Annotated in this window: 12 protein-coding genes; 11 read left to right on the top strand and 1 reads right to left on the bottom strand. The window is 64.2% G+C overall.

The genetic code is table 11. The features are described from left to right. Positions 1-723: 723 nt before the first annotated feature. Positions 724-1,773 (bottom strand): lipid A deacylase LpxR family protein, encoded by a 1,050-nt coding sequence (locus Q5Z11_RS16990; RefSeq protein WP_303747486.1) that lies wholly within the window; start codon positions 1,771-1,773, stop codon positions 724-726. Positions 1,774-2,558: 785 nt separating this feature from the next. On the opposite strand from Q5Z11_RS16990, the gene Q5Z11_RS16985 reads away from it, so the two are divergent. From Q5Z11_RS16985 to Q5Z11_RS16935, 11 genes are all read left to right on the top strand, one after another. Beyond that, positions 2,559-3,536, top strand: coding sequence for a CsgG/HfaB family protein (locus tag Q5Z11_RS16985; protein ID WP_303747485.1), 978 nt, complete (start codon positions 2,559-2,561; stop codon positions 3,534-3,536). A 342-nt stretch (positions 3,537-3,878) separates the two neighbouring features. Next, positions 3,879-4,157, top strand: a complete 279-nt coding sequence (locus Q5Z11_RS16980) for a DUF493 family protein (protein WP_303747484.1) — start codon at positions 3,879-3,881, stop codon at positions 4,155-4,157. Continuing rightward, entirely contained in the window at positions 4,145-4,846 is a 702-nt protein-coding gene (gene lipB / locus Q5Z11_RS16975) for a lipoyl(octanoyl) transferase LipB (RefSeq protein WP_303747483.1), read from the top strand. Before Q5Z11_RS16980 ends, lipB begins: the two co-directional genes overlap by 13 nt. Positions 4,847-4,862: 16 nt before the next feature. Next, on the top strand, positions 4,863-5,873 hold the full coding sequence (gene lipA, locus Q5Z11_RS16970; protein ID WP_303747482.1) for a lipoyl synthase: 1,011 nt from the start codon (positions 4,863-4,865) through the stop codon (positions 5,871-5,873). 207 nt (positions 5,874-6,080) lie between these two features. Next, positions 6,081-8,252, top strand: coding sequence for a carboxy terminal-processing peptidase (locus Q5Z11_RS16965; protein WP_303747481.1), 2,172 nt, complete (start codon positions 6,081-6,083; stop codon positions 8,250-8,252). A gap of 124 nt (positions 8,253-8,376) precedes the next feature. Next, positions 8,377-8,925, top strand: a complete 549-nt coding sequence (locus Q5Z11_RS16960) for a DUF2242 domain-containing protein (RefSeq protein WP_303747480.1) — start codon at positions 8,377-8,379, stop codon at positions 8,923-8,925. Next, positions 8,922-10,178 (top strand): hypothetical protein, encoded by a 1,257-nt coding sequence (locus tag Q5Z11_RS16955; protein ID WP_405051616.1) that lies wholly within the window; start codon positions 8,922-8,924, stop codon positions 10,176-10,178. The genes Q5Z11_RS16960 and Q5Z11_RS16955 overlap by 4 nt, the downstream gene beginning before the upstream one ends. Before the next feature lie 25 nt (positions 10,179-10,203). Continuing rightward, positions 10,204-11,118 (top strand): phosphogluconate dehydrogenase (NAD(+)-dependent, decarboxylating), encoded by a 915-nt coding sequence (gene gnd, locus Q5Z11_RS16950; RefSeq protein ID WP_303747479.1) that lies wholly within the window; start codon positions 10,204-10,206, stop codon positions 11,116-11,118. 202 nt (positions 11,119-11,320) lie between these two features. After that, positions 11,321-13,144, top strand: coding sequence for a sensor histidine kinase (locus Q5Z11_RS16945; protein WP_303747478.1), 1,824 nt, complete (start codon positions 11,321-11,323; stop codon positions 13,142-13,144). Then, entirely contained in the window at positions 13,141-13,581 is a 441-nt protein-coding gene (locus Q5Z11_RS16940; RefSeq protein WP_303747477.1) for a response regulator, read from the top strand. Before Q5Z11_RS16945 ends, Q5Z11_RS16940 begins: the two co-directional genes overlap by 4 nt. Before the next feature lie 6 nt (positions 13,582-13,587). Beyond that, positions 13,588-15,105 carry a hybrid sensor histidine kinase/response regulator gene (locus tag Q5Z11_RS16935; RefSeq protein WP_303747476.1) on the top strand — a complete coding sequence of 506 codons (1,518 nt, stop codon included), beginning with the start codon at positions 13,588-13,590 and terminating at the stop codon, positions 15,103-15,105. Positions 15,106-15,183 lie beyond the last annotated feature (78 nt).

Genomic DNA, 15,183 nt, shown 5'->3' with positions numbered 1-15,183 from the left:
CGACAGGGATGTCGTGTCGAAAAATCCCGCTGGCGGAGTGAACCCGCGTCGCGTAGCGACGTGGGCGCGTAGGCAGGGTGTGCTTTCTTTTGGTTATCTTTTCTTTGCACAAGCAAAGAAAAGTAACTCGCTCCCCGAAGGGGAGTGAAAGCTCTTGCTCTTGCTCTTGCTCCAACCGCAACCGCAACCGCAACCAAGATCAGGATCAAGATCAAGATCAAGGGCTTTCGCCCGCCTTCGGCGCGCGAGCACACCTTTCTTTGCTTGTGCAAAGAAAGGTGGCCCAAAGAAAGCACACCCTGCCTACGCGCCCACGTCGCGACGCGACGCGGGTCCACTCCGCTGGCAGGATTTTTCGACGAGACATCCATGTCTCGTCGAAAAACGACGCACATCCATGTGCGTCGCCCCGTTCGGGGTCTTGTCTGCCAGCTCCGTCGCTGCGGAAGGGGACCCGGTAAGTCAAAAGCTGAAGAGCAAAAGCCGAAGCCGAAGCCGGAGCAAAAGCCGAAGCCGAAGCCGGAGCAAAAGCCGGAGCAAAAGCCGGAGCAAAAGCGCCCTCACCCCAACCCCTCTCCCGCACGCGGGAGAGGGGCTAGTGCACTGGCAGCCGACGCATTGCTAGCCCCTCTCCCGCGTGCGGGAGAGGGGTTGGGGTGAGGGCGCTTTTGCGCTTTTCTCTTTCTACAGAACGCAGCAACTGCGCTGCGCCGGCAGCTGCAATCAGAGCGTGCGGCTGATGGTGAAACTGCCGAATACCGGCGTCTCTTTCTGCCCGTCGAACTCGCGGGTGCGGTGGTAACGCGCCAGCGCGAATTTCCACTTGCCACGCATCACTGCAACGCCATAACCGATGTCGCCTACAAACGGGCGCTTGTCCACGCTGTGGCTGTTGCGGAAGGTGTTGCCGTCCAGGGTGATGTCGCGCACTACCCAACGCGCATCGCTGGTGAGGAACAGATGGCTGGACCAGCCTTCGGCGCGGCCGCGGCGGGTGGGGGCGGTGTTTTCGCCGGCCGGACGCATCGGCGAGCTGCCGAAGTCGTCAGGCAGTTTCCAGCCGAAACGTACTTCGCCACCAACATTCGCGTACGTAGCCAGGTTGCCGATGGCACCACCCCAGTGGCTGATCGCATCCCAACCCCAACCTCCAGCATTGCCGTCGGCAGGCCAGCGTTGCATGCGCTCATGCAGAAGCTTGAACACCGGTTCGTCGTGCAACTGGTTATCCCAGCCCATGAATTTCTCGTCGCCAAGAACGCTGTGCACAGCGTCCTGCACCTGCTTTCCCTGCGCGGATGGGCCAATCATTCCCAGTGCCAACTGGGTGGTGCGCAGGTGGTTGCCGTTACGCGCGTTGTAGCCGAAGTTGACCATCAACACCGCCGCATACGGACGGTCATCTTCGATCAGGTCGCTGCGGGTGCTGTCGGTCGGCGTGTACAAGCCCTGGCCGAAGCTGAAAATCATGTTCTGCTGTTGGAATTCGCCGGGATGCAGGCGCTCCAGGTGACCGTTCATCCAACGCGCGAGGCGCGGCAGGCAGGGGTCGTCGGTGTAATCCTGCAGGTTTGGCGAGACCAGCGTGAACATCGCGCCATTGGTGTATCCCTGGTCCTGCTGTGCGCCACCGAGCAAGTCGTTGTCGACGCGGAAATTGATCGCAGGCGGATGATCGCTCAGGGCACTTTGTGCGCACTGTTGCGCTGCCCAGGCGGGGGTGATTGCAAGGCTGCCTGCCATCAGCAACAGCAGTCGGGTGCCTCTTTTCATGTACGGACTCCTCGCCGGCAGAGTGACATGCAGCTTAGTGATCCGTTACAGGTCGGCATATCGCTATCGAGCGGACAGATTGTTGTGGGTGTGACGGTGGCTTTTCGTGGGCGTTTGCGCGCACCAGACCAGGTGCGGGATCTTCGCTGGGGGGGCTTCGGATACGCGCGCGGTGCGTTCAACTGCGCTCGTCATTGTCGCCGCTTTCCACGCCTGGCTTTCACCGGTCTGGCGGGATGGAGGTTTTCCCAGGTGAGACAGTCAGCGTTGGGATGGCAGGTTGTTGGTGGGCATGCGCTGCGATGACGCGCTGTCATACAGACAGGACGGCGTCATCGTTGGCGTTCATGCCTCCAGTCCTGTCTTCAGTCGAAAGCCGGCGCGGCTTCCGGTGCTTGTCCATGGCCCTGTGCCTCGCCGGCGGTGTGCGCCTCCCTGGGCGGGCCTGAATGGGCATGTGTAGGGGTTCTTTGCGCTAAAGAAGCCCCTGGTGGCTGGCACGGCAGAATGGTTTGCGCATTGCCAGTAGCAATGAAACGGTGCCGACCAAGGTCGCCTGAGCGCCTTTTTGCAGGCAGATATGCCGATGCAGGGGCGGCTTCAGTCCCCATAAAGGGAGCCGCCTCACAAAAAACGTCATGCATCCTGACGCCGGTCTGGGTTAGGATTCCGGCGGACCGGACCGTGCTCGTCTGCTAGGTAACATCAGGGACAGAGTCTTACCGCAAGGTCTCTAAGCCAATGGAACGCACCTCGTAAGGTGCAGGTTAATGGGGAAGTATCAGATGCGTAACGTTTTTTCGCCGCTCACCGCAGCGGTCATCACTCTGGGTATTGCTGCGGCTGTCAGCAGCCAGCCGGCCCATGCTGCATTCAAGGCCAAGGGCACCCAGGCGCAGCAACAGCGCCAGCAGGCTGCCGCGCAGATCCCGACCTGCCAGCGCCCGATCGGTACCTTGTCGGTGATCGAACCGGAAGACTCCACCAACTGGTGGACCGGCCAGCAGCTGCCGGCGCCGTCGCGCCTGATCAAGGCCTTCGTCAGCCGTTCGCGCTGCTTCACCCTGGTCGACCGTGGCGCCGGTATGGCCGCAGGTCAGTTCGAGCGTGAACTGGCAGCCAGCGGCGACCTGCGTGGTCGTTCCAACGTCGGCAAGGGCCAGATCAAGGCCGCTGACTACGTGATGATTCCGGATCTGGTCTCGCAGAACAGCAACGCCGGTGGCAATGCCATTGGTGGCCTGCTCGGCGGCCTGATCGGTGGCCGTGCCGGTGCACTGGTGGGTGGCTTGAACTTCACCAGCAAGACCGCTGACGTGGTGCTGACCGTGACCGACGTGCGTTCGTCGGAGCAGGTCGCCATCTCTGAGGGTTCGGCCCGCAAGAGCGACATGGGCTTCGGTGCTGGCGGCGGCCTGTTCGGCGGCAGCGGCCTGGGCGCAGCCGGCGTTGGCGGTTATGCCAACACCGAAATCGGCCAGGTAATCACCATGGCCTACCTGCAGGCCTATACCGACATCATCGCCCAGCTGGGCGGTCTGCCGGACAACGCTTCTGCCGCGAATGCACAGCAGGCCGTGACGGTGACCCGTGCAGGTCGCCTGCTGGCCAACGCGCGCGGTACCGGCGCACCGGTCCGCACCCTGGACGCCGGCATGATGCTGTACCCGACCGGCACCAAGGAAGGCGTGATGTGGGAAGTCGAGGACGAGCTGGGTAACCGCGGTTGGGTGTCGTCCACCCTGCTGCAGCTGTCCAAGTAAGTTCCGGGTTTATCCCGCAGAAGGGCCGCGCAAGCGGCCTTTCTGGTTTCTGCCGGGCTGTAGTGCCGAGCCATGCTCGGCAGGGGCTTGCCCGGTAAAGCTTCTGCCGAGCATGGCTCGGCACTACAGATGGGTTTTGCCGGTAAAGCCTCTGCCGAGCATGGCTCGGCACTACAGATGGGTTTTGCCGGTAAAGCCTCTGCCGAGCATAGCTCGGCACTACAGATGGGTTTTGCTGGTAAAGCCTCTGCCGAGCATGGCTCGGCACTACCGTGCGCCTGTAGAAGGCTGTAATTCGGCTGTGGCCTTGGGTTTGTGGGCGTTCGCCCCGATAATGGCGGCATGGAAATCAAGTCCGACAACCCTGAACACGGCTTCCAGTTCCCCGGCACCTTTGAGCTCAGCGCCATGGGCGCGGCCAACATCGGTCTGGAGGCGGAGCTGCCCAAGCTGCTGCAAAGCGCCGGTATCGAGGTGCTGGAAGAGCGCATCAGCTGGAAACAGTCCTCCAACGGCAAGTACGTCTCGGTGCGCATCGCCTTCAAGGCCGACAGCCGTGAGCAGTACGACGCCGCCCACACGGCGATGCGTGAGCATCCGGAAGTGAAGTGGACGCTGTAACCACCTGTGCTGTGGAGACGCCGCGCAAGGCGCTGCGTCCGGCAGTGCTGCGCGATCTTGGCCGGCAGGGCTATGAGCCCGTCTGGCACGCCATGCAGCAGTTCACCGATAGCCGTGGCGACGCCACCGCCGATGAACTGTGGGTGGTCGAGCATGACCCGGTGTTCACCCTGGGCCAGGCCGGCAAGCCCGAGCACGTGCTCGCGGCCGGTGATATCCCGGTGCTGCATGTGGACCGTGGCGGCCAGGTGACCTATCACGGGCCGGGGCAGATCGTGGTCTATCCGCTGCTGGACCTGCGCCGGCTCGGCATCGGTGTGCGTGATTACGTGTGCCGGATCGAGCAGGCCATCATCGATACGCTGGATGAATGGAACATCGGTGCTGAACGCATGGACGGCGCGCCCGGTGTCTACGTCGGCGGCGCCAAGATCGCCGCGCTCGGCATCCGCGTGCGCCGCGGCTGCAGTTTCCACGGGCTGGCGTTCAATGTGTCGCTGGACCTGGAACCCTTCCACCGCATCAACCCCTGCGGTTACGCCGGGATGCAGGTGACCTCGGTGCTAGACTTGGGCGGTCCTTCGGGCATCGAAGCGGTCAAGTCGGTGCTGCTGTCCCATCTGGCCCAGCAGTTCGGCCTGGCCTTGCAGCCGACGCCCGAACTGCCCGATCTGACTACGCGGCTCTGAGACCGCTGATAACGCCATGACTGAAACCACCACGCGCTCCATCCCCCTGCAGGTCGTGCAGGGCGACATTCCGTCCGCGCCGTTGCAGGCCGGTGTCAAACAGCTTGGCGGTGACAAGATCAACCGCTCGCCGGTGCAGTTCGCCGACGCGCCGGTGCTGCGCAAGCCTTCGTGGATCCGCGTGCGCATTCCTTCGGGCAATGCCGTGGCCAACCTCAAGGCCAAGCTGCGTGAGAACCGCCTGGTGACGGTGTGCGAGGAAGCCAGCTGCCCGAACATCCACGAGTGCTTCGGCCATGGCACCGCGACCTTCATGATCCTCGGTGAAGTCTGCACCCGCCGCTGCTCGTTCTGCGACGTTGCCCACGGCCGGCCCAAGCCGCCGGATGCCAACGAACCGGCCAGCCTCGGCCAGACCGTGGCCGACATGGGCCTGAAGTACGTGGTGGTGACCAGCGTCGACCGCGATGACCTGCGTGACGGCGGTGCCCAGCACTTCGTCGATTGCATCAGCGCCATCCGCGCCAAGTCGCCCGGCACCCGCATCGAAGTGCTGACCCCGGACTTCCGTGGCAAGGGCCGCATGGAGCGCGCGCTGGAAATCCTCGCGCAGAACCCGCCGGACGTGTTCAACCACAACATCGAAACCGTGCCGGACCTGTACCGCAACGTGCGTCCGGGCGCGGATTACCAGTGGTCGCTGACCCTGTTGAAGAACTTCAAGGCACAGCACCCGAACGTGCCGACCAAGTCCGGCATCATGCTCGGCCTGGGCGAGACCTTCGAGCAGGTGCAGGCGACCCTGCGTGACCTGCGCGCACACGACGTGGAAATGGTGACCATCGGCCAGTACCTGCAGCCGACCGCCCACCACCACCCGGTGCTGCGTTACTGGACGCCCGAGGAATACAAGGCGTTCGAGGACTACGGCTACGAGCTGGGCTTCACCCACGTCGCCTCCGGCCCGATGGTGCGTTCGTCCTACCATGCCGACCAGCAGGCCGCTGGTGCCGGCGTCGCTGTCTGAACAACAGCCTGACATCCCGCTGCGGCCCTTCGCCGCAGCCGGGATCGCGTCAATTCGAGTGGCGCCACCGCAGCGATTCACAAACTGCTACGGGCCGGCGATTACTCTGGAGCTGAGCAAGGTGACAAGTGCCGAAACTTTCGGCACTGTCGGCATGTCGTACTTGCCCGCAGTCTCCCCACAACATTCGGTGCCACGAGTACTTTGATGAACTACCGAGTTCCCGTTTTCCTGCTGGCCTTCGCGCTGACCGCTCCCGCCGCCTTGCTGGCGCGCGCCGATTCGGCCTTGCCCTCGGCAGCGACACTCGACCAGGCCACCACCTCCAAGCTGGTCTACGGCCTGCTTTCGGACAGCCGTTACGCCTACCGCCCGCGCCAGCTGGACGCGGCGACCTCGCAGGACGTGTTCAAGCGTTACCTGGAGTCGCTGGACAGCGGCAAACAGTTCTTCACCAAGGAGGACGTGGATCGTTTCGCGCCCTTGGCCGCGCGGACCGGCGATGCCATCCGTTCCGGCGAATTGGACCCTGCCTACCAGGTGTTCGCGGTGTACCGCCAGCGTGTTAGTGAGCGCGTGGCCTATGCCCGCCGCCTGCTGCGCCAGGAGCCGGATTTCACCGTTGAAGAACGCTTCAACTACGACCGCAAGGACGTGCCGTGGGCGACCAGCACCGAGCTGGACGAGCTGTGGCGCAAGTCGGTCAAGAACGACTGGCTGCGGCTGAAGCTGGCCGGCAAGCCGGCCGCCGACATCCGCAAGACCCTGGACAAGCGTTACGACACGCTGCTCAAGACCATCAATGAGCTGAAGGGCGAGGACGTGTTCTCGTTCTACATGAACGCCTACACCAGTGCCGTCGACCCGCACACCGATTACTTCACCCCGCGCACGGCCGAGAACTTCAACCAGGCCATGTCGCTGTCGCTGGAGGGCATTGGTGCCCAGCTGCAGCGCCAGGACGACATGGTGGTAATCCGTGAAGTCGTGCCGGGTGGCCCGGTGGCGATGGACGGCACGCTCAAGGCCGGTGATCGCATCGTCGGCGTTGGCCAGGGCCGTTCCGGTCCGGTCGAGGACGTGATCGGCTGGCGCATCGATGATGTGGTCGGCAAGATCCGTGGCGCCAAGGACACCCAGGTGCGCCTGGAGTACATCCCGGCCGCCGAAGGCGTGGACGGCAAGCACCGCATGCTGACCCTGACCCGGCAGAAGATCCGCCTGTCCGAGCAGGCCGCCAAGGGCGAGACCATGACCATCCCGGGCGTCGGTGGCGAGCAGGAGCGCCGCATCGGTGTGGTCAAGCTGCCGACCTTCTACCAGGACTTCGAAGGCCGTCGCCGCAATGCCGCCGACTACGCCTCCGCCACCCGCGACGTGGCCAAGCTGCTGGCCGGCTTCAAGGCCGACAAGATCGACGGCGTGGTGCTGGACCTGCGCAACAACGGTGGCGGTTCGCTGGACGAAGCCATCGAGTTGACCGGTCTGTTCATCGAGCAGGGCCCGGTGGTGCAGGTGCGTGAGTCCGGCGGCCGTGTCACCGTCAACAGCGACCGCAACCCGGCCGTGGCCTGGGACGGTCCACTGGCAGTGCTGATCAACCGTGGTTCGGCCTCGGCCTCGGAGATTTTCGCTGGCGCCATCCAGGACTACGGTCGTGGCCTGGTGATCGGTGAAACCACCTTCGGCAAGGGCACCGTGCAGAACGTGGTTCCGTTGGACCGTTGGCCGGCCAGCGAGAAGGAACGCTTTGGCCAGGTCAAGCTGACCATCGCCCAGTTCTTCCGCGTCAGCGGCTCCAGCACCCAGCACAAGGGTGTGGTGCCGGACCTGGCCTTCCCGGCCAGCGTCGATGCCAGCGAGTTTGGCGAGAGCACCTACGACAACGCGTTGCCGTGGACCCGCATCGCTGCCGTGCCGCACACCCAGTACGGCAACTTCGCACCGATCGTGCCGCGTCTGGAAACCCTGCACGCCACGCGCATCCGCGCCGACCGTGAGTTCCAGTGGTGGGAAGAGGACGTGCAGCAGTTCCGCACCGAGGCTGCCAAGAAGTACGTCTCGCTCAATGAGGCCGAGCGCCGCACCGAGCGTGACAAGCAGGAAGCACAGCGCAAGCAGCGCCAGCAGATCCGCAAGGACCTGGGCCTGCCGCTGGATCCGCTGGCCGAGGACAGCAACGACGACGGCCTGACCGGCAACGAGCGCGACATCGTCAAGGATGCCGCCCGCGAGAAGGCTGCCGAGAAGCGTCCGGATCCGCTATTGAAGGAATCGGCATCGATCCTCGCCGACGCCCTCAACGTGCTGGAAAAGGACCGTCCGCTGTCGGCACAGGTGCTGCCGCAGTCCACCGGCCCGGGCCGCTGGGCCGACTGACACCGCGCAGCGCACAGCCGGGCTGAGCGCAGCGACAACAGCTTGTGCACGCATTCAACGCCGTCAACGTAGCCCTACGTTGGCGGCGTTATGCTGTGGGCCTACGCTGACTGTGGAGGTGCCCATGCGCCGACATCTGCTGCATGCGCTGAGTGGCGTGAGCCTGCTGCTGGCTGGTTGCGGCGGCAAAGCCGCCGACAGCACCCTGCTGCGCGAATCCTTCGATTCCGGCGACACCTATACGCGCAGCATCGATGCTGCACCGGCACAGGCCTGCGAAGCTGCCCGCCGCGCACTGCTCGGCCAGGGCTATGCGATCACCCGCGCCGATGCCAGCAATGTGGAAGGCAACAAGAACTTCCAGCCCAAGGACGAGGTACACGAGCAACTGGTGCTGCGGGTGTCCTGCGCGGCGCAGGGTGCAGGCAAGGCGCAGGTGTTCGTCAGTGCGGTGCAGGACCGTTACGCGCTGAAGAAGTCGCCCACCTCGGCCAGCGTCGGCGTCGGTGCGCTGGGTTCGGTGTCGCTGCCGTTCGGCAGCAACGACGACTCGCTGGTGCGGGTTGCCAGCAGCACCGTGCAGGACGCGCAGTTCTACCGCAATTTCTTCGGCCGCCTGCAGTACTACGTGGAGCAGGCGGCACCGCCGGTTCCGCTGGAACCGGCACGATGAGGTTTGGCTGGCACGCAACCCAGCGGGCTGGCCGATGGACCTTGTTGTTGTGTGCGTTGGCGTTGGCGTTGGCGGTGCCGGTGCCGCTGCTGGCTGAAGCGGGCTGCAATATGGCTGTGCTGAAGGAGTTGGGCTGGCAACTGGAACAGGGTGAAGCGTCTACGCCGCAGATCACAGGCGGTGATCCCTGCGGACGCGCTTCGCTGGCCGAAGCACAGGCGCTGGGTGACCTGCGCCTGCAGGTGCCACGCGGCTACAGCACCGCACAACGCGAGCAGTTGGCCGGGCAGGTATTGCAGCAGCCGGCGAGTATCTGCGCCTACGCCTTCAAACTTGGGGATGCGGCGCGTACCGCCAGCTCGCGTTTGCAGGACAACCCGGGCTATCGCTTCTCAGCGTTGCAGCTGGGCTGGATAGGGTTTGGTGCGCGCGGCGCCCGCGCGCAGGGCTGGCAGCGGTTCCGCAGCTTTGGTCGCGGTTATGCACCGCAGGCAAGCAATTCAGTTGCCATGGAAGCCTTCTACTCCGGCCGGGTGCGTTCCGAGTGCGGGGTAGGGCGGCAGGTGGCGCAGCTGGCGACGTTTCGTGAGTTGTTCGGTGATGCTGCCTTCGATGCCGCGTTCAGTTCCGGCGAATTGTCGATCGGCACCTTCCTGGGCCTGCATCACACCCAGAGCATCCTGCTGGGCAGCGGCGCAGGTGAGTTGTTCGGTGACGGCAAGGCGGTGCGGACTTCCGCGCTGGGCCGGCAGGCATTCATGGGCGCGCCGGGTTACATCGTGCATGCTTTCGATGCTGCGTACCTGGATGACATCAACAACCAGGCAGAGAACTTCGTCATCACCGATGTCAGCGCGGCGGCGGCCGAGGCCTTGGCGCGGCATGGCGGCTTTGTCCATTACGATGCACTCAACAAGAAGTTGTGGACGTTGGCCCAGCAGTTGCCAGGCAGCGGTTGGCGGCGCTTCGAGCGGCTGCTGTATGAGCGTGACGCAAGCTTGCGTGCGGCCTTGCCAGCGCCGCAGCAGGCGGTGCTGGCACAGATGGATGCGGTGCTGGCCGATCCGGTGTACCGCGAGCTGATGCTGTACGTGCACCGCCAGGGCGTGCGTCCGCTCGGGTATCACATCGCGCGCCTGCTGGACCGCAATCCACGTACGCCGTTTGTCATCGAGCTGGTGCTGCACAACCTGCACACCACCATTTACCAACGCTGGTTGCAGGCCCGTTTGCAGGCTTGCGCAGCAGGATAGTCACTACCGTCGGAGGAGCTTCAACATGGAATTGGGAATGATCGGCCTGGGCCGCATGGGCGCCAACATGGCGCAGCGTCTGCAGCGTGCGGGGATTGCCGTCACCGGATTTGATCCGGGCGAGCACGCGCGGGCGCAGGTCGCCGGGCACGGTATCGCCACGGTGGAGGCATTGTCGGCCTTGGTGCAGGCGCTGCCGGCACCGCGTGCGTTGTGGTTGATGGTGCCGTCCAAGGTGGTTGATGCCACGCTGGACAGCCTGCTGCCGCTGCTGTCAGCCGGTGACGTGGTGATCGACGGCGGCAACTCCTGGTACAAGCAGTCGCAGCAGCGTGCTGCACGCTGTGCCGAGGCCGGGGTCGCATTCGTGGATTGCGGCACCAGCGGTGGCGTGTGGGGGCTGCAGGACGGCTACTGCCTGATGATCGGCGGTGAGGCCGAGGTGGTGGCGCGCTTGTCGCCGCTGTTCAAGGCACTGGCACCGGCAGTTGACCGTGGCTGGGCCCATGTTGGACCGGTTGGTGCGGGCCATTTCAGCAAGATGGTCCATAACGGCATCGAGTACGGAATGATGCAGGCCTATGCCGAGGGCTTCGCGCTGATGGAGAAGAAGGCCGAGTTCGACCTGGACCTGGCCAAGGTGGCCGAAGTCTGGCGGCATGGCAGCGTGGTGCGCTCGTGGTTGCTGGATCTCAGTGCCGACGCGCTGCAGGCGAATCCGGCCCTGGATGGCATCGCACCGTACGTGGAAGATTCCGGTGAAGGCCGCTGGACCGTGGCCGAGGCCATCGAACTGGATGTGCCTGCGCCGGTGATCACCTTGTCGTTGCTGGAGCGGCTGCGCTCGCGCCAGTCCAATTCATTCAGCGACCGCATGCTGGCGGCGATGCGCAATGAATTTGGTGGGCATGCGATCAAGCCAGCAGGCAGCTCGAGCTGAAGCTTTCCGCCGCGCACGCGCTGACGCGCACAGGTCTTGTTAATAGGGAGTGCACGGGTACACGTATTCGTGCAATCCTTGGCCGACAGTCAGCGATGCTGTCGTGCTGGTCACGCTGCCATCGTTTGACCCCGGGTCGACACGGTCGACGAACTCCGGGCCGTCGCGTCACGCGCCGGTCCGTCAGCACGCAGGGGAAGGGATGGCGACACGATTGACCGACGATGACTGGAGCCGCTGGCGCCTGTATGGGTTGGGCCTGGCTGCGTTGTTGATCATCGTGGTGCCGGCCTTGACCCTGCAGCGGCTGGCTGCCGACAGCATCAACGCCGCCAACTGGGTTGCGCACACCCAGGCGGTGGGCGCGCGCCTGTACAACCTGCAGGCCGACATCCGCGACGTGGAGTCGGCAGCGTTGACCCTGTCCAAGGGCATCGAGTCGCCGGCACTGCAGGAACGGCTGCAGATGGCCGACCGCATCAACCTCAATCTCCGCGAGCTGGCACTACTGGTCAGCGACAGCCCTGAACAGCTGGTGCGCATCGGCAAGATGGAATCGATGCTGGAGCGGCGCATGGCGCTGGCCAGGGAGATTGCCGACAGCAGCGATTCGCCGCGGCAGCGCGAGCTGATCGAGGAAATGACCTTCCAGTACCCGATCCGACAGCTGGTGCAGGAGCTGCAGGAACACGAGGACGTGCTGTTGGTGAAGCGCGCCGCCAAGGCAAGAAACCAGCAGCAGCTGGCGTCGATGGTGACCTGGACTGCACTGGTGGTGCAGCTGTTGTTGCTGGGCCTGGTGCTGTGGCTGCTGAAGCGGCAGATTGGCGGCCGCGCCGATGTCGAGCTGCGCCTGAGCAAGGCCAGCGCCCGTGCCGCGGCGGTGCTGCAGACCGTGCGTGAGCCCATCGTGCTGCTCGACAGTCAATTGCGGGTGGTACTGCACAACGCCGCGTTCACTGAACTGTATGGCGTTGAGGATGCCGATATCAGCATGCGCCAGCTGCAGGACATCGGCGATGGCGCATGGGACGACCCGTTGGTACGCCAGCGCCTGGCGGATGTATTGCTGCGCGGGCGCGAGTTATGGGATTTCGAACACCAGCAGCGCAGCGTGGATGGCCTCAACCGCACCATGCTGATCAATGCCCGGCGCATGGCCTTGCCTGACGTCGAAGATGACGTGGTGCTGATGACGATCAGCGACGTTACCGTACAGCGTGCCGTGCAACAGCACGTGGAGGAACTCAACCACCAGCTCGAAGGCAAGGTCGAGCAGATGGCTGACGTCAACCGTGAGCTGGAAGCCTTCAGTTATTCCGTCTCCCACGACCTGCGTGCACCATTGCGACATGTCGCGGGCTTTTCCGACAAATTGGGCCGCCATCTTGGCGATACCATAGACGACAAGACACAGCACTACCTCAACGTGATCAGCAGCTCGGCGCAGCTGATGGCTGCCCTGATCGATGACCTGCTGGTTTACTCGCGCCTGGGGCGTGGGGCAATGCGCCTGCAGCGTGTGGACATGCAGTCGCTGGTGGCCGATACCCGCGCACTGCTCGACTCCAACCTGAAGAACGAAGCCGGCGCGGACGGGAAGGTGCGCGAGGTGGAATGGAAGATCGGCAGGCTGCCTACGCTGATCGGTGACGAGAACATGTTGCGACAGGTCTGGCTGAACCTGCTTGGCAACGCGGTCAAGTACACTGCCGCCCGCGACAAGGCGGTGATCGAGATCAGCGCCAAGCAGCTGCCGGATGGCAGCCACCAGTTCAGCGTCATCGACAACGGCGCCGGCTTCGACATGCAATACGCCTCCAAGCTGTTTGGCGTGTTCCAGCGCCTGCACAAGGCGTCGGAATATCCAGGCACCGGTATTGGCCTGGCCAGCGTGCGACGGGTGCTTACCCGCCATGGCGGCCGCATCTGGGCCGATGCACAGGTGGACAAAGGCGCAACTTTCAGTTTTGTTCTCCCCCAGGCAACCGCTACCGAAGCATCCAACAAGGACACCGTGGAATGAGTCCCCTGCGCACCATCCTGCTCGCCGAAGACAGCCAAGCCGATGCCGAAATGGCCATCGACGCGCTGCGTGATGCCTCCCTGGCCAATCCCATCGTGCACGTGGAGGACGGGGTCGAGGCCATGGACTTCCTGCTCCGGCGCGGCGCCTTTGCCCAGCGTGAGGAAGGCCTGCCGGCCGTGCTGCTGCTGGATATCAAGATGCCGCGCATGGACGGTTTGGAAGTGCTGCGGCTGATCCGCGCCGACGAGGAGCTCAAGCGCCTGCCGGTGGTGATCCTGTCCTCCTCGCGCGAAGAGAGCGACCTGGCCCGCAGCTGGGACCTGGGCGTCAACGCCTATGTGGTCAAGCCGGTGGACATCGACCAGTTCTTCCAGGCGGTGCGGACGATCGGCACCTTCTGGGCCTTGATCAACCAAGCGCCGGAGCACGAGTAAGCACAGATGCCGAACAAGGGAGCGCCATTGGGGCCGTTGCGAATCCTGCTGGTGGAGGATTCGCCGGAAGATGCCGAGCTGGTCGTTGACCAGTTGCTTGAGGCTGGGCTGGAGATCACGTTCGAACGTGTCGACAGTGAGCCGGCAATGCGCGCGGCGCTGACCGAATGGATGCCGGACATCGTGCTGTCGGACCTCAGCATGCCCGGGTTTTCCGGCTACTTCGCGCTGCACATCCTGCGTGAGCTGCACCCCAGTGTTCCGTTCATCTTCGTCTCCGGCACGATGGGTGAGGAGACTGCGGTAGAGGCGCTGCAACACGGCGCCAACGACTACATCATCAAGCACCAGCCGGCGCGCCTGCCGTCGGCGGTGGCGCGGTTGGTACGCGAGACCCGCAGTGAGCGTGAGCGGCTGCGGGTGGAAGATGAACTGATGCGTGCGCAACGCCTGGAAAGCCTGGCCTTGCTTGCCGCCGGACTCAGCCATGACCTGCGCAATATCCTGCAGCCGCTGCTGATCATTCCGGACCTGATCCGCGACCGCAGTGACGATCCCAAGATCATCCGCCTGGCCGATGTCATCGCCGAGTGCGGTCGCCGCGGACACGAAATGGTCGATTCGATGCTGTCCTTCGTGCGCGGCTCGCGCCAGCCGAGCGAACGCATCGTGCTGCAGCGCCTGTTCCAGGCCGTGGGCATGCTGCTCAAGAGCAGCTTGCCGCGCAATGCCGAGCTGCATCTGGAGGTGTCCGACGACCGCATGGCGGTCGAGGCCAATTACACCGAACTGCAGCAGGTCTTGTTGAATCTTGCGCTCAACGCCATCCAGGCAATGCCCGACGGCGGCAGCTTGAGCCTGGTTGCCGAGCGGGTAACGGGTGAGGAAGACAAGGTGCGCATCCGCGTCAGCGACGATGGCATCGGCATGGATGCGGCCACGGTGCAGCGTTTGTTCACGCCCTTTTTCACGACCAAGACCGAAGGCACCGGGCTGGGCCTGGTGTCCTGTCACCGCATCGTCGAGAGCATAGGCGGGCAGATCCAGGTGCAGAGCCAGCTGGGCGAGGGCACCACCTTCGAACTGCTGCTGCCCATGTGCGAGAGCAGCGGCAACGAGGATGCCGAGCCGCTGGAAAGAACCCGCGTCGGCCATGGTGAGCGCCTGCTGGTGGTGGATGACGAGGCCACCCGTTTGTCGCTGCTGGGCAATGCCTTGTCCAGCCAGGGCTATCGCATGCGCTTGGCCAGCGATGGTGCGGTGGCGATGCGGCACCTGCAGGAGGCGGGCTTGCCGGACGTGGTGTTGGTGGACAGCGGCATTCCACTGTTGTCGGCCGGCCAGCTGCTGGCGGAGATGCAGGCGATGGGCTATCGCGGCCCGGCGATCGTGCTGGAGGATGCCAATGCGCCGGCCTTCGCCGATGGCGAGGCACCGTCGGGTATCAGCGTGCATGTGTTGCCCAAGCCCTTGGAGATGCAGCGGGTGTTCCGCGCGGTCGCCGACGCGCTGGGTGTGGGCTGAAGGCAACACAGACGGCATATGCGGGTTGGCAATGGCTGGCCTATGATGTGCGCCCCCTCCTACGATGCAGTGCTCAAG

It is taken from the genome of Stenotrophomonas sp. 610A2 (assembly GCF_030549615.1).
GTDB classification, from domain to species: domain Bacteria; phylum Pseudomonadota; class Gammaproteobacteria; order Xanthomonadales; family Xanthomonadaceae; genus Stenotrophomonas; species Stenotrophomonas pigmentata.
The sequence above is the reverse complement of the archived record's forward strand: the minus strand, read 5'-3'. Positions and strand labels throughout refer to the sequence as shown.

What these genes read in the sequence shown, in the direction of transcription:
- Q5Z11_RS16990 (WP_303747486.1), bottom strand. Translation starts at nt 1,773, where the DNA reads ATGAAAAGAGGCACCCGACTGCTGTTGCTGATGGCAGGCAGCCTTGCA.
- Q5Z11_RS16985 (WP_303747485.1), top strand. Translation starts at nt 2,559, where the DNA reads ATGCGTAACGTTTTTTCGCCGCTCACCGCAGCGGTCATCACTCTGGGT.
- Q5Z11_RS16980 (WP_303747484.1), top strand. Translation starts at nt 3,879, where the DNA reads ATGGAAATCAAGTCCGACAACCCTGAACACGGCTTCCAGTTCCCCGGC.
- lipA (WP_303747482.1), top strand. Translation starts at nt 4,863, where the DNA reads ATGACTGAAACCACCACGCGCTCCATCCCCCTGCAGGTCGTGCAGGGC.
- Q5Z11_RS16965 (WP_303747481.1), top strand. Translation starts at nt 6,081, where the DNA reads ATGAACTACCGAGTTCCCGTTTTCCTGCTGGCCTTCGCGCTGACCGCT.
- Q5Z11_RS16960 (WP_303747480.1), top strand. Translation starts at nt 8,377, where the DNA reads ATGCGCCGACATCTGCTGCATGCGCTGAGTGGCGTGAGCCTGCTGCTG.
- Q5Z11_RS16955 (WP_405051616.1), top strand. Translation starts at nt 8,922, where the DNA reads ATGAGGTTTGGCTGGCACGCAACCCAGCGGGCTGGCCGATGGACCTTG.
- gnd (WP_303747479.1), top strand. Translation starts at nt 10,204, where the DNA reads ATGGAATTGGGAATGATCGGCCTGGGCCGCATGGGCGCCAACATGGCG.
- Q5Z11_RS16945 (WP_303747478.1), top strand. Translation starts at nt 11,321, where the DNA reads ATGGCGACACGATTGACCGACGATGACTGGAGCCGCTGGCGCCTGTAT.
- Q5Z11_RS16940 (WP_303747477.1), top strand. Translation starts at nt 13,141, where the DNA reads ATGAGTCCCCTGCGCACCATCCTGCTCGCCGAAGACAGCCAAGCCGAT.
- Q5Z11_RS16935 (WP_303747476.1), top strand. Translation starts at nt 13,588, where the DNA reads ATGCCGAACAAGGGAGCGCCATTGGGGCCGTTGCGAATCCTGCTGGTG.